This is a genomic window from Streptomyces sp. NBC_00083, assembly GCF_026343295.1.
Lineage (GTDB): Bacteria > Actinomycetota > Actinomycetes > Streptomycetales > Streptomycetaceae > Streptomyces.
In genome coordinates this window covers 584,351-600,429 of the sequence record NZ_JAPELY010000001.1, presented here as the reverse complement: position 1 = coordinate 600,429, position 16,079 = coordinate 584,351, and the positions used below count along the sequence as shown (strand labels likewise).

Genomic DNA, 16,079 nt, shown 5'->3' with positions numbered 1-16,079 from the left:
CCCGCCGGTACGCACACACCCGCCCGCCGGAGGCTACTGCACCACCGCCGCCTGCGGCCGGATCGGGAGGCGGTTGACGGGGCGGCCGGTCGCCGCGCGGACCGCGGCGGCGATCGCCGCCGGGGAGGTGACGACCGGGACGGCGCTCGCGGCCTTCGCGCCGAACGGGGCGACCACGTCGCGCTCCTCGACCAGCTTCACGATGCGGATGTCGGGCGCGTCGAGGGAGGTCGGCAGGGCGTACCCGGTGAGGTCGGGGTGGCGGATCCGGCCGCGGGACGTCCGCAGGTTCTCGGTGAGGGCGGCGCCCACGCCCTGGGTCACGCCGGCCTCGATGCGCGCCGCGAGCTGGCGGGGGTTCAGGACACGGCCGACGTCCTGGGCCACGGCGAGTTCGACGACGCGGACCGAGCCGAGCTCGATGTCGACGTCGACGACCGCGCGGATCGCGCAGAACGCGAGCCCCACGAACGCGTCGCCCTGCCCGGTCTCGTCGAGCGGCTCGGTGGGGTGCGGGCGGCACTGGGCGGTGGCCCACAGTTCCTTGCCGTCCATGGCCTCGGTGACCGTGGTCGACAGGACACCGTCGTACGAGGTGATCTTGCCGTCGGCGATCTGGAGCAGCTCCGTGGACATGCCGAACTTGTGCGCCAGGGGCTGGAGCAGCTGGGTGCGGACCATCTTGGCCGCGCGTTCGACCGCGCCGCCGGACACCCAGGTGTGGCGGCCGTGCGTGGCGGGGCCCGCCGGAGGCTGGTCGGTGTCGACCGGCGCGACGTGCACCTCCTCGATGCCCAGGGTCTCCTGGACGATCTGGCGGGCGAGCGTGGTGAAGCCCTGGCCGGTCTCGACGGCCGCGCAGATGACGGTGGCGACGCCGTCGTGCACCTTGACCGTGGCGGTGGAGACCTCGTCGGTGCCCTCGGCGCCGAGCATGTGGACCATGCCGAGCGCGTAGCCGACCCCGCGGCGCACCGCATCGGGCTCGCCCGCGCCCTCGGGGCCGCCCGGCAGGAGCCAGTCGTCCTCGGGGGCGTCCTTGGGCAGCGTCGGCAGCGGGAAGTCCCGTACCGCGCCCAGGAGTTCGGCCACCGGGGCCGGACAGGTCACGGTCTGGCCGGTGGGCAGCAGGTCGCCCGTGGCGAGGACGTTGCGCATCCGCAGCTCGGCCGGTTCGATGCCCAGCTTCGCGGCCAGCTTGTCCATCTGGCCTTCGTACGCCGCGCACACCTGCATCGCGCCCTCGCCCCGGACGTGCCCGGACGGCGGGTTGTTGGTGCGCACCGCCCAGCCCTCGACGAAGGCGTGCGGCACGACGTACGGGCCGCAGGCGAACGCGACGGCGGCGGCGAGCGACTCCGACGACGCCTCGGCGTAGGCGCCGGCGTCGAGGAGGATCTGCGCCTCGACCTTGACGAGGCGGCCCTCGGCGTCCGCGTGGTGGCGGTAGCGCAGCAGGGTGGGGTGGCGGTGGGCGTGGCCGAGGAAGGACTCCTCGCGGGTCGCGGTCAGCTTGACCGGGCAGCCCGTCTTCAACGCCAGCAGTCCGAGCGGGAGTTGGAAGCCCAGATCCTCGCGGTCGCCGGTCGCGCCGGGCACTCCGGTGACGACGACCTTGACGCGGTCCGGCTCCAGGCCGAAGCAGGCGGCGGCCAGGTCGCGGTCGCTGTGCGGGTCGGTGGAGGCGGTGTACAGCTCGACGCCGCCGTCGGGCCGCGGCACCGCGAGGCCGGCTTCGGCGCCGATCGGGGCCGGGTCCTGGCGGCCGATCCGGTACAGGCCCTCGACGACGACCTCCCCGGTCGCCTCGGGGTCGCCGTACTGGAGCGGGATGTGCCGGATCAGGTTGCCGTCGGGGTGCAGCGGTTCGGCCGCGAACGCCTTCTCCGGGTCGGTGACCGGCTCCAGCACCTCGTACTCGACGGCGATGGCCGCGGCCGCGAGGCGCGCGGTGTCGGGGTGGTCGGCGGCCACGGCCGCGATGGGCTCGCCGTGGTGGCGTACGAACTCGGCCGCGAAGACGGGCCGGTCGGCGATGCGGCGGCCGAACGCCGGGTCGCCCGGCACGTCGGCGTGGGTCACCACGGCCCGCACGCCCGGCATGGCGGCGGCAGCGGCGGTGTCGATGGAGACGATGCGGGCGTACGCGTGCGGGGCGCGCAGCACGGCCGCCCACAGCAGGCCCTCGGCCCACAGGTCGGCCGCGTAGGGGAAGGTCCCCTCGGTCTTGGACCGCGCGTCGACGGGCGCGAGCGACGCGCCGATCCCGTGCGCGGGCGGCTGCTGCTCCGGCCCCGCCACCGAGGTGGCGCCTTCGGCCGTCGCGGTGGCTGCGTCGTTGCTCACGCCATGCCTCCGTCGTGCGTGTGCGGGGGCTTGGCGCTGCCGGCCCCTGGGGGTGCCTGGTGCGGAATGCGGGCCTCGTCGGCCACGGCTCCGGCCGCCTCGCGGCCCGCCACGACGTCCTTCACCGCGTCGAGCACGCCGCGGTAGCCGGAGCAGCGGCACAGGTTGCCGCAGAGCGCCTGGCGCGTTTCGAGCTCGGTGGGCGCGTGGTTGCCTTCGAGCAGGTCGTGCACGGTCATCGCCATGCCGGGGATGCAGAAGCCGCACTGCACGGCGCCGCTCTCGGCGAGCGCGCGCTGCACGTCGGAGGGTTCGCCGTCGGTGGCGAGCCCCTCGACGGTACGGACCTCGCTCCCGGCGGTGGTCGCGGCGGGCACCAGGCAGGAGGCGACGAGCCGCCCGTCCACCTGGACGTTGCAGGCGCCGCACTCGCCCTGCGAGCAGCCGTCCTTGGCTCCGGCGAGCCCGAGCCGCTCGCGCAGCACGTACAGCAGCGACTCGCCGACCCAGGCCTCGGTGACGGGCCGGTCGGCGCCGTTCACGCGCAGCACGTAGGAGGCGCGGGGGTGTTCGAGGTCGTGGGCGGGGGCCGGTTCGGTGTCCGGGACGGCCGCCTCGGGCTCCGGCGCGGGCGCCGGTGGCGGTGTCGCTTCCGGCGAGGCCTCCGGCTCCGGTTCCGGCTCGGGGGCGGCGGCCTGCGGGAGCTCCGGCGGCGTGCGGCCGTCGGGGGCTTCCCGTACGCCGGGGTCGCCGGCCGGGGCGGACGGCTCCGGGGCGGCCTCCTCGGCGACGGGCTCGACGGGGCTCTCCCCTGCCGCCTCCTCGGCGCCGGGCTCGTCCCGGGCCGGCTCGGGCGCCGGGGCCCGCGGAACCTCAGGGGCGAGCGGAGCCGTCTCGTGCTGCTCGGGTAGGTCGTGCCGTGCGTCATCGCGCACGCCGTGCACAGCCGGGAGGCCGGCGGGGTCCGCGGGACCCACGGGGTCGGCCGTGCCCGGCGCGTGCTCCGGCGTGAACTCCTGCGGCGCGGGCGGGAACTCATCGGCCGCAGACGCGGGCGCGGGCTCGGGCGTGGCCTCGGGGAACTGGTCGGCCCAGGGGGCGGGGGCGCCGCCCGGGAGCGTGGCGGGCGGCGTGGAGCCCCACTGTTCGATCAGCGACGACGTGGTGAACTCGCCCGATTCTTCCGGGAGTTCGTCCTGCGCGACCGGGATCGTCCACTGGCCGGTGCCCGCGAGGGAGGGATCGTCGGCGAAGTTCCACTGGGCCGTCGCGGACGGGTCGTGCGCCGGCTGTGTCGGAGTGGCGGGCTGCGGCGTGGGCGCGGGGGGCTCCGGCCACACCACGGTCTGCGCGCCGGGCGCGGGGTCGGTGCCGGGCGCGCCGGGCGCACCCTGACCGGTCAGCTCCGTCGGGATGCGCCAGACACCGGTCGCGCCGGGGTCCGTGGCGGCGGCCGGGGTGAGCGGCACGATCATCGGCGGTACGTAGCCGTGGCCGGGCGCCGCCAGCGGGGCGCCCATCATGTCCATGTCCGGGGGCAACTGGACGAACGCCGTCGCGTCGGGTTCGTACTCGCCGCCGTGCGGAACCGGCTCCCAGGCACCGTGCCGGGGCGCCTGGCCGTAGCCGTAGCCCTGGTCGTACCCCTGATCGTGCCCCTGGTCGGGCGCACGGCCCTGCTCGTGCCCGTGGTCGGGCGCACGGCCCTGCTCGTGCCCGTGGTCGGGCGCGCGCTCGGGCTCGTGCTCATTGTTGCGGTCGGTCACGACAGCGCCCTCCCCAGTGCTCGTCGGGCCAACGCGGCGACGGTACGCCGCAGATGCAGTACGGCGGGCGAGAGGGGCGGGGGCGGTGAGCCGTCCGCGGGTGGCGCCGGGTCCGGGATGCAGGCGGCAGCCACGTACTCACCGAACGCGCCGAGCGCCTCCGGCGCGAGCGCGGCGCGTTCGCCGTCCCAGTCGATGAGCGAGGCGATCCAGTGCTCGGCTTCGAGGGGGCGCAGCGGCATCGGCGCGATGGCGCCGACCGCGCAGCGCACGCCGCGCCGGGCCGGGTCGAGGACGACGGCGACCGACGCGGTGGCGCGGCCGGGGCCGGTGCGGCCCGTCGCCTTGAGGAAAACTTGGGGAGCGTGCAGCAGAGGCACCCGGACATATCCGATCAACTCGGCCGGGGCGAGCATGTCGCGGCCGGCGAGCAGATGCGACACGGGGATCTCGCGGCGGGCGCCGTCGGGGCCCGCGATGACGAGGGTGGCTTCGAGTGCGGCGAGCACGGGCAGCGCGTCGCCGGTCGGGGCGGCCGATGCGATGTTGCCGCCGAGGGTGCCGGCGTTGCGGATCTGCGGGGGGCCCGCGGCGCGCGCGGCGGCGGCGAGCGCCGGGATGAGCGCCGCGAAGTCGGGGCGCCCCATCCGCGCGTGCGTGAGCCCGGCGCCCAGCAGGGCGTGGCCGTCCTGGTACTGCCAGCCGCGGATCTCGTTGATGCGGCCGAGTCCCACGAGGCCGGCGGGGCGCAGCAGGCCCCGGTTGACGGCCGCCATCAGGTCGGTGCCGCCCGCGACGGGCACGGCGGCAGGCATGGCCGCGAGCGCCGCCACGGCCTCGTCCAGTGAGGCAGGCAGCGTCACCGACTGCGCCGCCTGCGGTGCGTGCGTGGTCAACCCAGCTGCCCCTTCCCGGTGTCCCGGCCGTACGACTGTGCCGTCTGTGGCCACCTGCTGATGGCCGTACCGTACGTGCTCACAGCCCGGACGTGGCAACTCTGGCACATCTTCCGTACCGGCCGACGGGAGGGTCCACGAAGCGCGTTTCCGTCCCCGACCTGGGGAATGTTCCGGTTTCGCAAGCCTTGTACGACTTATGCGGTACGCCTTGTTCCGCACGCCGGGTATGGGTCACAGCGGTCTTCCTCGCAGCCGGTCGCGGCCGGGCGGCCGGACCCCGGGGCCACGGTCCCAGGGCGCGGGCCGCCCGGCCGCCACCTTGGGCCGGGGCTCACCTGTTTGGGGGCGCCCCCTCGATCGGGCGTCCGAGCACACCGGGACGCTGCTGCCACGGCAACGGGCCGGCCGGCGGCCGGTAGTCGACGCCGAGCGCGTCAAGGCGCCGGTAGTGGGCGGTCATTCGGCGTTCGAAGCCGGCGAAGTCGCGGTCGGCGGGGGCGGGCAGCGCACTCCAGGCGACCTCGGCGAAGGCGGCGAGACGGGGGAAGGTCTGGTAGTCCACGCGGGACTGGTTCTCCATCACCTCGGTCCACACATTGGCCTGGGTGCCCAGGATGTGGGCGGCGGCCTCCGGGCCGAGCTGCGGCGGAACGGGCTCGAAGCGGTAGACGTCCTCCAGGGTGCGGACGAAGCCGATGGGCACGGGCTCGTCCTCCCCCGCGGCCTGCCGGTGGTCCAAGTACACGTACTGCTCGGGGCACATCACCACGTCGTGCCCGGCCTCGGCGGCGGCGACCCCGGCGCCGAAGCCGCGCCAGGACGAGACGGCGGCGCCGGGGGCGAGGCCGCCCTCCAGGATCTCGTCCCACCCGATGAGCCGGCGCCCCCGGGCAGCGAGCCAGGTGTCGAAGTGCCGGATGATCCAGGACTGGAGCTCGTTCTCGCCGGCGAGCCCGAGTTCACGGATGCGGTCCTGCGCGACGTCCGACTTCTGCCACTGCTCCTTCGGGCACTCGTCGCCGCCGATGTGGATGAACGGCGACACGTCCTCGGGGAAGAGGTCGAGCACCTCCTCCAACACCCCTTCGTAGAAGCGGAGGGTGGTGTCGGTGGGGGCGAGGACGTTCGGGTTGACGCCCCAGGTGTCCCAGACGGAGAGCGCGGCGGTGTCGACGACGTCGGTGTTGCCGAGTTCCGGGTACGCGGCGATGGCGGCCTGCGAGTGGCCGGGGAGGTCGATCTCGGGGACGACGCGGATGTGCCGCTCGGCGGCGTACGCGACGATCTCGCGGATGTCGTCCTGCGTGTAGTAACCCCCGTGCGGCTTCTCGTCCCACAAGGGCGAGGCCCGGTGCCCCCACTTGGTGCGCCCGCGCCACGCGCCGACCTCGGTGAGCCTGGGGTAGCGCTTGATCTCGATCCGCCACCCCTGGTCGTCGGTGAGGTGGAAGTGGAAGACGTTGAGCTTGTGGGCGGCGATGAGGTCGAGGTAGCGCAGGACGCCGTCCTTCGGCATGAAGTGCCGGGCCACGTCGAGCATGAGCCCGCGCCAGCCGAACCGGGGCGCGTCCTCGACGGTGACGCCGGGCAGCTCCCACCGCGCGTCGCGGGGCGGGTGCAGCGGGGCGCGGCGGAAGGCGTCGGAGCCGAGGAGCTGACGGAGCGTCTGCATGCCGCGGAACACGCCGGCGGGGGTGCCGCCCTCGATGAGTACGGCGACGTCTTCGAGGGAGCGGTCCGTGGAGAGCCGGTAGCCCTCGGGACCGTGTCGCCGCGCGATGCCGGGGTCGACCCGCAGCACGACGCGGTCGGCTCCCGCGTCCCCCGCGGACAGCCCGAGCCCGGTCGCGGCACCAACCGTGGCGCGCAGGAGGGCGGCGAGGGGTTCGGTGTCGGGGGTGGTGTGGAGGGTGGTGGCGGGGGTGAGGGCGGAGGGGGCGCTGCGGGCGGGCGCGGGGTGGATGGTGCGCGGGGCGGGGATGAGGGTGTGGTCGTCCACGGGGTGGTTCCTTTCGATGGTGCGGGTGGGTCGGGCGGGGCGGGAGATTCCCCCACCCCGCCCCTTCCCGAGACCCTCCGGGGGCGGGAGGTTCACGTTCGGGCGCGGACCGTGGGGGGCCGCTCGCGCAGTTCCCCGCGCCCCTGGACTACTGGGCGCCGGGCGGCACAATCAGCCCGTCCGGCGTTTGAGGACGAGCGCCCTCAAGGCGCGAACGGGGTCCGGGGCGGAGCCCCAGGTGGCCGCGCCGTCCAACGCCGCCGCACAGGCGGGCGGGTGGGGAAGCGCGTCGGGGTCCGGGGCGGAGCCCCGGGGAGCGGCACCCACACGTAGCCGCACGGGCCGGTGGGTGGGCAAACCCCCCGGCTCACTTGACCGCACCGCCCACCCCCAGGACCAGCCTCCGCTGCACCAGTACGAAGAGCACGAGCACCGGCAGCGTCATCACCGTGGACCCCGCCATGATTCCGCCCCAGTCGTTCTCGTCCGGCTTGAAGAAGACCAGCAGGGCCATCGGCAGCGTCGACTGCGACGTGTCGCTGATGATGAAGGACTTCGCGAACAGGAAGTCGTTCCACGCGGAGATGAAGGAGAAGACGCTCGTCGCCACGAGCCCGGGGAAGACCAGCGGGAACAGGATCTGCCACAGGAACCGCGTGCGGCTCGCGCCGTCGAGGGCCGCCGCTTCCTCCAGGGCGACCGGCACCCCCTTCACGAACCCCCGCAGCATCCAGATCGCGAAGGGCAGCGAGAACGCGAGGTGCGGCAGGATCAGCGACCCCAGGGTGTTGAGCTGCCCCAGGTCCCGCATGAGGAAGAACAGCGGGATCGTCAGCGCCTCGACCGGCACCATCTGCGCCACCAGGAACATGATCAGCAGCGTGGTGCGGAACCTGAAGCGGAAGCGGGCCACCGCCGTCGCCGCGAGGAAGGCGATCAGCGCGGAGAGGACGACCACGCTGCCCGCGACGAGGAGGCTGTTGAGGAAGTACCGCCCGAAGTCCTCCTGGGTGAAGACCCGCCGGAAGGAGTCGAGGGAGGGGGAGAGCGTCCAGGGCCGCGGGTGGGCCGACTGCACCTCCCCCGCCGGCTTGAAGGCGGACAGGACCATCCAGTACAGGGGGAAGGCGACCACCACGGCCACGAGCAGCGCGCCCGCCTCCGCGGCGAGCCGCCCCGGCCGGCGGATGCGGAGCACCCCGGCCCAGGCGCCCGTACGGCGTCCGGCCCTCACAGCTCCTCACCGCCCCGGCGCAGCACCCGCAGGTAGACCAGCGTCGCCGCCAGCAGGATCAGCAGCATGACCACGCCGATCGCCGAGCCGAGGCTGTACTGCGAGGACGCGAACGCCTTCTGGTAGGCGTACACGTTGAGGACCAGGTTCTGTCCCGCGATGCCGCCGCCGTTGGTCATGACGTAGATCTGTGTGAACACCTTGAAGTCCCAGATGACGGACTGGATCGTGACGACCGTGAGGATCGGGCGGAGCATCGGCGCCGTGACGGAGCGCCAGATGCGCCACTGCGAGGCGCCGTCGAGGGCGGCCGCCTCAAGGACCTCGCCGGGGATGGCGCGGATCCCGGCGTACACGGTGATCATCACGAACGGGAACGAGCACCACACGACTTCGAGCAGGACGAGCAGGAACGCGCTGTAGCGCCCGTACGTCCAGGAGTGGTCGCCGAGGCCGAGGAGGCGGTCGACCGGGCCGAAGTCGGGGTCGAAGAGGAACATCCACACCGTGGAGCCGGTGATCGCGGGGGTCGCCCAGGCGCCGAGCGCGGCCAGCATCAGCGCGAGCCGCGGCAGTGCGCGTACGCGCGTCAGGAGCACGGCCAGCGTGCAGCCGACCGCGAGGGTGCCGATGACGCAGGCCGCCGCGAAGACGAGCGTGGCGAGCAGGACCGACCAGAACTGGCTGTCGGAGAACAGCGTGGCGTAGTTGTCCAGGCCCTGGAAGCTGGTCGGTTCGCCGCCGCTGACCTGGGCCTGGGTGTACTGGAGGAAGGAGATCAGGCCGAGTTGGTAGACCGGGTAGACGAGCAGCGCGGCGAGGACGGCGAGGGCGGGGGCCAGGTAGAGCCACGGGGTCCAGCGGGACCCGCCGAGCGGGTGGCCGCGCGGGCGTCGGCGCGGTGCCTTCGGGGCCGGTGCCGTCCGGGCCGCGCCCCGCTCGGCGGCCGACGGTTCGATCCGGCCGAGGCCCGTGGATGAGCTCAACCCGCCGCTCCGAACGCCTCGTTCATCTTCTTCGCCGCGTCCGACGAGGCCGCCGCCACGTCCTTCTTGCCGCTGACGACCTCCTGGAACATCGTGGGCAGCACGAGCGAGGAGTCGATCTGGCCCCAACCGGGCGACGCGGGTACGAACTTGGCGCCCGCGGCCAGGGTGCGGACGAAGGGCTCGACGAAGGGCTGCTTCTTCGCGACGTCGGCCCGTACGTCGGTGTAGGTCGGCAGGAAGCCCATCGCGTCGAACATCTCGCGCTGGGTCGCCTTGCCGGTGAGCTGCTCCATGAGGCCGACGGCGAGCGTGCGGTGCGAACTGCTCTTCAGTACGCCGATGTTGTTGCCGCCGGCGAAGGCCGGGGCCACCGAGCCGGGGGTCAGGCCCGGCAGCGGCACGACGGCGTACTTGCCCTTGATCGTGCCCGCCTCGACGGCGGCGTGGTTGAAGTCGCCGCCGATCGCCATGGCCGCCTTGCCGTTCGCGAACGCGGTGACGGTGGCGTTGCCGCCCATCTGGGCGCACTTGGCGGCGGGGCAGTTGTCGTCGCCGAAGAGCGAGGTGTAGGCGGTGATGCCCTTGCGGGCGGCCTCTGCGTCGACGGCCGAGGTGTACTTCCCGCCGTTCTCGGTGGCCAGTTCGCCGCCGTTGGCCCAGAGGAACGGGAGCGCGCCGTAGGTGTAGGCGCCGCCCACCGCGAGCCCGTACAGGCCGGGGTCGGCCCGGTGGATCTTCTTGGCGGTCGCGATCAGCTCGTCCTGGGTCTTCGGCACGGCGACGCCGAGGTCCTTGAGGATGTCGGTGCGGTAGTAGAGGGCGCGTACGCCGACGAACAGCGGGGCGCCGTAGACCTTTCCGCCGACGGTGACGGACTGCCTGGCGGTCGGGTCGGTGTCCTTCGCCTCGTCCCAGGCCGCGAACTCGGCGCTGACGTCGGCGAGTCCGCCGTCCTTCACGTAACCGGCGGTGTCGGTGTTGCCGTACTCGATGAGGTCGGGAGCGGAGCCGGGGTCGTTGAAGGCGGCCTTGATCCGCTGGGCGCGGGTGTCGACGGGTATGTACTCGACCTTCACGTCGGCGCCCTGGTGGGCCTGCTCGAAGGCGGCCACGGCCTTGTCCACCACCTTCTGTTTGGGCCCGTTGCTCACCTCCTGGAAGAGCCAGACCCGCAGGGTGCCGCTCTTGTCGTCGCCCTTCGCCCCGGGTCCCGATGTCTGCGGGGCGCACGCGGCGAGAGCGACGAGGGCAAGTGCCGCCAGCGGCGCGGCGGTTCGGGCAGAGAGCTGAGACATCTCGGGCAGCTTCACGACAGAAATCCTCCCCAGGCGTTGCAACATACGCAACAAGCGTTTCGCATACTGCACAACAGGGAGGAGGTTATGGCGGAGGCAAAGGCCACGGCAAGAGGTCTGGACAACCCAGGGGCACCGACCGACACAAAACGGCCCCCGGGGTGTGCGTGACGCACACCCCGGGGGCCGTTGTTCCAGCAGGAAGCGCTGCTGGGCGCGCTACCGCTCGCGCGCTACTTCTTATCCTTGCCGCCCTTGTCCTTGTCGCCGCCGGCGCTCATGGACTCGTAGATCTCCTTGCACATCGGGCAGACCGGGTACTTCTTCGGGTCGCGCCCCGGCACCCAGACCTTGCCGCAGAGCGCGACGACGGGCGTGCCGTCGAGCGCGCTCGCCATGATCTTGTCCTTCTGGACGTAGTGGGCGAAGCGCTCGTGGTCGCCGTCGCCGTTCGACACCTGGGGTGTCGGCTCTACGAGGGTCCCCGTACCTGCCCCGCGCTCGGGCTCAAGAGTGCTCATAACCACCAAGGGTACTGAAGGCGACCGGATTGAGTGGAGGGGCGTCGCCGCCTGTCCGTCCCGGTGGCGGCCGCGAGGCCCTGCCGGGGGTCAGTTGAGCGAGGGATCGTCCGGATAGGTGGCCACCATCGCGAGCTCGCTGCGCTGGCGGCGGAGCACCGCCCGCCACAGGCCCTCCGGCTCCGGGCACGACACGTCGCCGGGCTCCGACTCGACCACGTACCAGGCCCCCTCGGAGAGCTCGTCCTCCAGCTGGCCCGGCCCCCAGCCGGCGTACCCGGCGAAGATCCGCAGCGAGCCGAGCGCCGCCGCGAGCAGCTCCGGCGGCGTCTCCAGGTCGATCAGGCCGATCGCCCCGTACACCCGGCGCCAGCCAATGGGGTCTCCCCTGCCCGACCGGTGCCGGGAGCCTGGGGAAGGGCCGTCGTCGCCGGGGATCACCGCGACGCCCAGCGCCGAGTCGAGCGAGACAGGGCCGCCCTGGAACACCACCCCCGGCTCGCCCGTGAGCTCCGCCCAGGATTCCAGGATGTCGCCGACGCCGACCGGCGTCGGACGGTTCAGGACCACGCCGAGCGTGCCCTCCTCGTCGTGGTCGAGGAGCAGCACCACCGCGCGGTCGAAGTTCGGATCCGCCAGGGCGGGAGTCGCGACGAGCAGCCGCCCTGTGAGCGAGGACACCTCGGTCATGCCGACATGATCCCGCATAACCGGCCCGCGCGGGAGACGGGGCGTCCGCCACGCGGGCCGGAAAGCGCGCACGGTCGTGACCCTCCGCAGAGCTGACCTGCGCGGAGCGTGCTGTAGCGAATTCATTACGTACGTGAACCGTCCCTGGCCTTACGGGGCAGGGGTAAAAGCCCCTTACCCTTTATCCCTGCCCCCTGCCCGACGACTCCGGAACGCGAGATTCATGACCGGCACTGACGATGTACTGCTTGTCCACGGCGGAACCCCGCTTGAGGGCGAGATCCGCGTCCGCGGCGCGAAGAACCTCGTGCCGAAGGCGATGGTCGCCGCCCTCCTCGGCAGCGGCCCGAGCAGACTGCGCAACGTGCCCGACATCCGCGACGTGCGCGTCGTACGGGGCCTGCTGCAGCTGCACGGCGTCACGGTCCGCCCCGGCGACGAGCCGGGCGAGCTGATCCTCGACCCCTCCCACGTCGAGTCCGCCAACGTGGCCGACATCGACGCGCACGCGGGTTCCTCCCGGATCCCGATCCTGCTGTGCGGCCCGCTGCTGCACCGTCTGGGTCACGCCTTCATCCCGGGCCTCGGCGGCTGCGACATCGGCGGCCGGCCCATCGACTTCCACTTCGAGGTGCTGCGCCAGTTCGGCGCGACCATCGAGAAGCGGGCGGACGGCCAGTACCTGGAGGCCCCGCAGCGGCTTCGCGGTTGCAAGATCACGCTGCCGTACCCCTCGGTCGGCGCGACCGAGCAGGTGCTCCTGACGGCCGTGCTCGCGGAGGGCGTGACCGAGCTGTCCAACGCGGCGGTCGAGCCGGAGATCGAGGACCTCATCTGCGTGCTGCAGAAGATGGGCGCGATCATCGCCATGGACACCGACCGGACCATCCGGGTCACCGGTGTCGACACCCTCGGCGGCTACACCCACCGCGCCCTCTCGGACCGCCTGGAGGCCGCCTCGTGGGCGTCCGCCGCGCTGGCGACCGAGGGCAACATCTACGTCCGCGGCGCTCAGCAGCGCTCGATGATGACGTTCCTGAACACCTACCGGAAGGTGGGGGGCGCCTTCGAGATCGACGACGAGGGCATCCGCTTCTGGCACCCCGGGGGCTCGCTCAAGTCCATCGCCCTCGAAACGGACGTCCACCCGGGCTTCCAGACGGACTGGCAGCAGCCGCTGGTCGTCGCCCTCACGCAGGCCACCGGGCTCTCGATCGTCCACGAGACGGTGTACGAGTCGCGGCTCGGCTTCACCTCGGCGCTCAACCAGATGGGGGCGCACATCCAGCTGTACCGGGAGTGCCTGGGCGGCTCGGACTGCCGCTTCGGTCAGCGCAACTTCCTCCACTCGGCGGTCGTGAGCGGGCCCACGAAGCTCCAGGGCGCCGATCTGGTCATCCCGGACCTGCGGGGCGGGTTCTCCTACCTCATCGCCGCGTTGGCGGCGCAGGGGACGTCCCGGGTGCACGGGATCGACCTCATCAACCGGGGGTACGAGAACTTCATGGAGAAGCTGGAGAGCCTCGGCGCGAAGGTGGAACTCCCCAACGGCTCCCTGGTCTAGCTCCAGCAGGACACCCCGCCGGGGCCGACGCCGCCCGGGGCACGGGGAACTGCGCGGGTGCCCCAGCACGGCCCGCAGACGAAAGCGGGGCTCCTGGGGCTCCGCCCCAGACCCCGTTCGCGCCTGAAGGGCGCTCGTCCTCAAACGCCGGACGGGCTGAGGATGCCTCAGCAGGGCGCTGGATCAACGCCCGACGGGCTGAGGATGCCTCAGCAGGGCGCCGGATCAACGCCCGACGGGCTGAGGATGCCTCAGCGAGGCACTCTGCCGGGCCGGGGCGTCAGGGGCGCGGGGAACTGCGCGACCGGCCGCGCACGGTCCGCAGGCGAAGAGAGCACGCGGCACGCGAAAGGGCGGCCACCCTGTGAACAGGGTGGCCGCCCTCAGCGTTTGCTGCTGAGCGACCTTGCAGAGCAAGGACCGCTTACTTGCCCTTGGCGGCTTCCTTGAGCTTCGAGCCCGCCGAGACCTTCACGCTGTAGCCGGCCGGGATGTTGATCGGGTCGCCGGTCTGCGGGTTACGAGCGGTACGAGCGGCACGGTGGGTGCGCTCGAAGGTCAGGAAGCCGGGGATGGTGACCTTCTCGTCGCCCTTGGCGACGATCTCGCCGACGGTCTCGGCGAGAGCGGCCAGCACGGCGTCGGCGTCCTTGCGGGTCACCTCGGCGCGGTCGGCCAGCGCGGCCACCAGCTCACTGCGGTTCATGTTCTTACTCCCGTGTTCTTCTTGCCTGTGAGGCGTGCCACGCGGCGGAAGCCGCATGTTGGGTACAGCGAAGCCGATGCTGCCAGGGCCCTCGGACAGTCCCCGCACCCGGGTCACGACCCTCGCGTCCTGGGGGTCCCCCCTGGACGAAGTCCTTGGGGAAGCATCCTGCCCCCACCTACGGCGGGAAAGCCAATCCGGCACTCTCCCGGGTCACCCTCAGTCACACGAAAAGCGCCACTGCCTCATCAAGGTGACGCTCCGTCGACAGGGTGAGGACTCCCGGGCCGGGGCCGGTGCGGATGCGGGTCATGGTCCGCCACCCTAAGGGGGCGTTACTGGGCCCGCATCCCGCGACGCGCCGTAGCTCAGGCCGACGTGGGGCCCGTCACAGCGGCACCCGCGGCCTTGGCGGCGTTGCGGACCGCTCCGGCGACCGCTCCGGCCACCTTGTCGTTGAAGACCGACGGGATGATGTAGTTCGCGTTCAGCTCGTCCTCGGCGACGACGTCGGCGAGGGCTCCGGCCGCGGCCAGCATCATCTCGGTGTTGACGGTGCGGGACTGCGCGTCCAGCAGGCCGCGGAAGACACCCGGGAAGACCAGCACGTTGTTGATCTGGTTGGGGAAGTCCGAACGGCCGGTGGCGACAACGGCCGCGGTCTCGCGGGCGATCGCCGGGTCGACCTCGGGGTCCGGGTTCGCGAGCGCGAACACGATCGCTCCGTCGGCCATCGCGGCGACGTCGTCGCCGTTCAGGACGTTGGGGGCGGAGACGCCGATGAAGACGTCGGCGCCGACCACAGCCTCCTTCAGGGTGCCGGTGAGGCCCTCGGGGTTGGTGTTGTCGGCGATCCAGCGCAGCGGCGACTCGGGGTCCGCGTCGACGAGGTCGGCGCGGCCCGCGTGCACCACGCCGTGGATGTCGGCGACGACCGCGTTCTTGACACCGGCGGCGAGCAGCAGCTTGAGGATGGCCGTACCGGCCGCGCCGGCGCCGGACATGACGACCCGTACGTCACCCATTCCCTTGCCCACCACGCGCAGGGCGTTGGTCAGCGAGGCGAGCACCACGATCGCGGTGCCGTGCTGGTCGTCGTGGAAGACGGGGATGTCGAGGGCCTCGCGCAGCCGGGCCTCGATCTCGAAGCAGCGCGGCGCGGAGATGTCCTCCAGGTTGATGCCCGCGAAGCCGGGGGCGATCGCCTTGACGATCTCGACGATGGCGTCGGTGTCCTGGGTGTCCAGGCAGATCGGCCAGGCATCGATGTCGGCGAAGCGCTTGAAGAGGGCCGCCTTGCCCTCCATGACCGGCATGGCGGCCATCGGGCCGATGTTGCCGAGGCCGAGCACCGCGGAGCCGTCCGTCACGACTGCGACGGTGTTCCGCTTGATGGTCAGGCGCCGGGCGTCCTCGGGGTTCTCGGCGATCGCCATGCACACCCGGGCGACACCCGGGGTGTAGATCATCGAGAGGTCGTCACGGTTGCGGATGGGGTGCTTCGACTGCATCTCGATCTTGCCGCCGAGGTGCATCAGGAACGTACGGTCGGAGACCTTGCCGAGGGTGACGCCCTCGATGCGGCGCAGCTCCTCGACGATCTCGTCGGCGTGCGAGGTGGAGGTGGCCGCGATGGTGACGTCGATGCGCAGCTTCTCGTGGCCGGAGGCGGTCACGTCGAGGCCGGTCACCGAACCGCCCGAGGACTCGACCACCGTGGTGAGCTGGGATACCGCCGTGCCGCTGGCGGGCACCTCAAGGCGGACCGTCATCGAGTACGAGACGCTGGGCGCCGTTGCCATGACCGTGTTCCTCTGCTTTCCCTAGCTTCGTTGCTAGCACCGCCCCGGCTGTGGCGCGGCGGTGCCATCCGATGGTCGCACCTACTGGCTGGTAGCCGATAATGGGCAACCCTTTTCGGAAAGTTGTTTCCACCATACGAGAAAGTGGTGGTCCGGCGGAAGCCCCAACCGGAAGACCCCCGCAGGAGGCCCCGCCGGAGGCCCCCGTCAACGACAACAGGCCCACGCCATCCGAAGATGACGTGGGCCTGTCGCTCACGTTGATGAC

General features: G+C 72.4%; 12 protein-coding genes. 1 reads left to right on the top strand and 11 read right to left on the bottom strand.

Going from position 1 to position 16,079, the window contains the following annotated elements; genetic code table 11:
- Positions 1–33: 33 nt before the first annotated feature.
- The 9 genes from OOJ98_RS02555 to OOJ98_RS02515 all read right to left on the bottom strand — a co-directional run bounded on the left by OOJ98_RS02555 (position 34) and on the right by OOJ98_RS02515 (position 11,739).
- Positions 34–2,346 (bottom strand): xanthine dehydrogenase family protein molybdopterin-binding subunit, encoded by a 2,313-nt coding sequence (locus OOJ98_RS02555; protein WP_267052960.1) that lies wholly within the window; start codon positions 2,344–2,346, stop codon positions 34–36.
- On the bottom strand, positions 2,343–4,112 hold the full coding sequence (locus OOJ98_RS02550; protein WP_267052959.1) for a (2Fe-2S)-binding protein: 1,770 nt from the start codon (positions 4,110–4,112) through the stop codon (positions 2,343–2,345). The genes OOJ98_RS02555 and OOJ98_RS02550 overlap by 4 nt, the downstream gene beginning before the upstream one ends.
- On the bottom strand, positions 4,109–5,008 hold the full coding sequence (locus OOJ98_RS02545; RefSeq protein ID WP_267052958.1) for a xanthine dehydrogenase family protein subunit M: 900 nt from the start codon (positions 5,006–5,008) through the stop codon (positions 4,109–4,111). The genes OOJ98_RS02550 and OOJ98_RS02545 overlap by 4 nt, the downstream gene beginning before the upstream one ends.
- 334 nt (positions 5,009–5,342) lie before the next feature.
- The gene (locus tag OOJ98_RS02540; protein WP_267052957.1) at positions 5,343–7,010 is read right to left on the bottom strand and encodes a beta-N-acetylhexosaminidase; all 1,668 of its coding nucleotides are present in this window, start codon (positions 7,008–7,010) and stop codon (positions 5,343–5,345) included.
- Between the two features lie 367 nt (positions 7,011–7,377).
- Entirely contained in the window at positions 7,378–8,244 is an 867-nt protein-coding gene (locus OOJ98_RS02535) for a carbohydrate ABC transporter permease (protein ID WP_267052956.1), read from the bottom strand.
- Positions 8,241–9,203 carry a carbohydrate ABC transporter permease gene (locus OOJ98_RS02530; protein ID WP_267055482.1) on the bottom strand — a complete coding sequence of 321 codons (963 nt, stop codon included), beginning with the start codon at positions 9,201–9,203 and terminating at the stop codon, positions 8,241–8,243. The genes OOJ98_RS02535 and OOJ98_RS02530 overlap by 4 nt, the downstream gene beginning before the upstream one ends.
- Before the next feature lie 23 nt (positions 9,204–9,226).
- The gene (locus tag OOJ98_RS02525; protein WP_267052955.1) at positions 9,227–10,528 is read right to left on the bottom strand and encodes an extracellular solute-binding protein; all 1,302 of its coding nucleotides are present in this window, start codon (positions 10,526–10,528) and stop codon (positions 9,227–9,229) included.
- A gap of 233 nt (positions 10,529–10,761) precedes the next feature.
- Complete coding sequence (locus OOJ98_RS02520; RefSeq protein WP_267052954.1) at positions 10,762–11,049, bottom strand: DUF3039 domain-containing protein; 288 nt, start codon at positions 11,047–11,049, stop codon at positions 10,762–10,764.
- A gap of 90 nt (positions 11,050–11,139) precedes the next feature.
- The gene (locus OOJ98_RS02515) at positions 11,140–11,739 is read right to left on the bottom strand and encodes a YqgE/AlgH family protein (protein ID WP_267052953.1); all 600 of its coding nucleotides are present in this window, start codon (positions 11,737–11,739) and stop codon (positions 11,140–11,142) included.
- Positions 11,740–11,962: 223 nt separating this feature from the next.
- On the opposite strand from OOJ98_RS02515, the gene murA reads away from it, so the two are divergent.
- Positions 11,963–13,303, top strand: coding sequence for a UDP-N-acetylglucosamine 1-carboxyvinyltransferase (gene murA / locus OOJ98_RS02510; RefSeq protein WP_120723134.1), 1,341 nt, complete (start codon positions 11,963–11,965; stop codon positions 13,301–13,303).
- 424 nt (positions 13,304–13,727) lie between these two features.
- Here murA and OOJ98_RS02505 read toward each other — a convergent pair whose 3' ends face one another.
- Positions 13,728–14,009, bottom strand: coding sequence for an HU family DNA-binding protein (locus OOJ98_RS02505; protein WP_003968811.1), 282 nt, complete (start codon positions 14,007–14,009; stop codon positions 13,728–13,730).
- Positions 14,010–14,377: 368 nt separating this feature from the next.
- Positions 14,378–15,811 carry an NAD-dependent malic enzyme gene (locus tag OOJ98_RS02500; protein ID WP_267052952.1) on the bottom strand — a complete coding sequence of 478 codons (1,434 nt, stop codon included), beginning with the start codon at positions 15,809–15,811 and terminating at the stop codon, positions 14,378–14,380.
- Positions 15,812–16,079 lie beyond the last annotated feature (268 nt).

Excerpts from the sequence above, each read along its gene's own strand:
- OOJ98_RS02525 (WP_267052955.1), bottom strand. The coding sequence starts at position 10,528 with ATGTCTCAGCTCTCTGCCCGAACCGCCGCGCCGCTGGCGGCACTTGCC.
- OOJ98_RS02520 (WP_267052954.1), bottom strand. The coding sequence starts at position 11,049 with ATGAGCACTCTTGAGCCCGAGCGCGGGGCAGGTACGGGGACCCTCGTA.
- OOJ98_RS02515 (WP_267052953.1), bottom strand. The coding sequence starts at position 11,739 with ATGACCGAGGTGTCCTCGCTCACAGGGCGGCTGCTCGTCGCGACTCCC.
- murA (WP_120723134.1), top strand. The coding sequence starts at position 11,963 with ATGACCGGCACTGACGATGTACTGCTTGTCCACGGCGGAACCCCGCTT.
- OOJ98_RS02505 (WP_003968811.1), bottom strand. The coding sequence starts at position 14,009 with ATGAACCGCAGTGAGCTGGTGGCCGCGCTGGCCGACCGCGCCGAGGTG.
- OOJ98_RS02500 (WP_267052952.1), bottom strand. The coding sequence starts at position 15,811 with ATGGCAACGGCGCCCAGCGTCTCGTACTCGATGACGGTCCGCCTTGAG.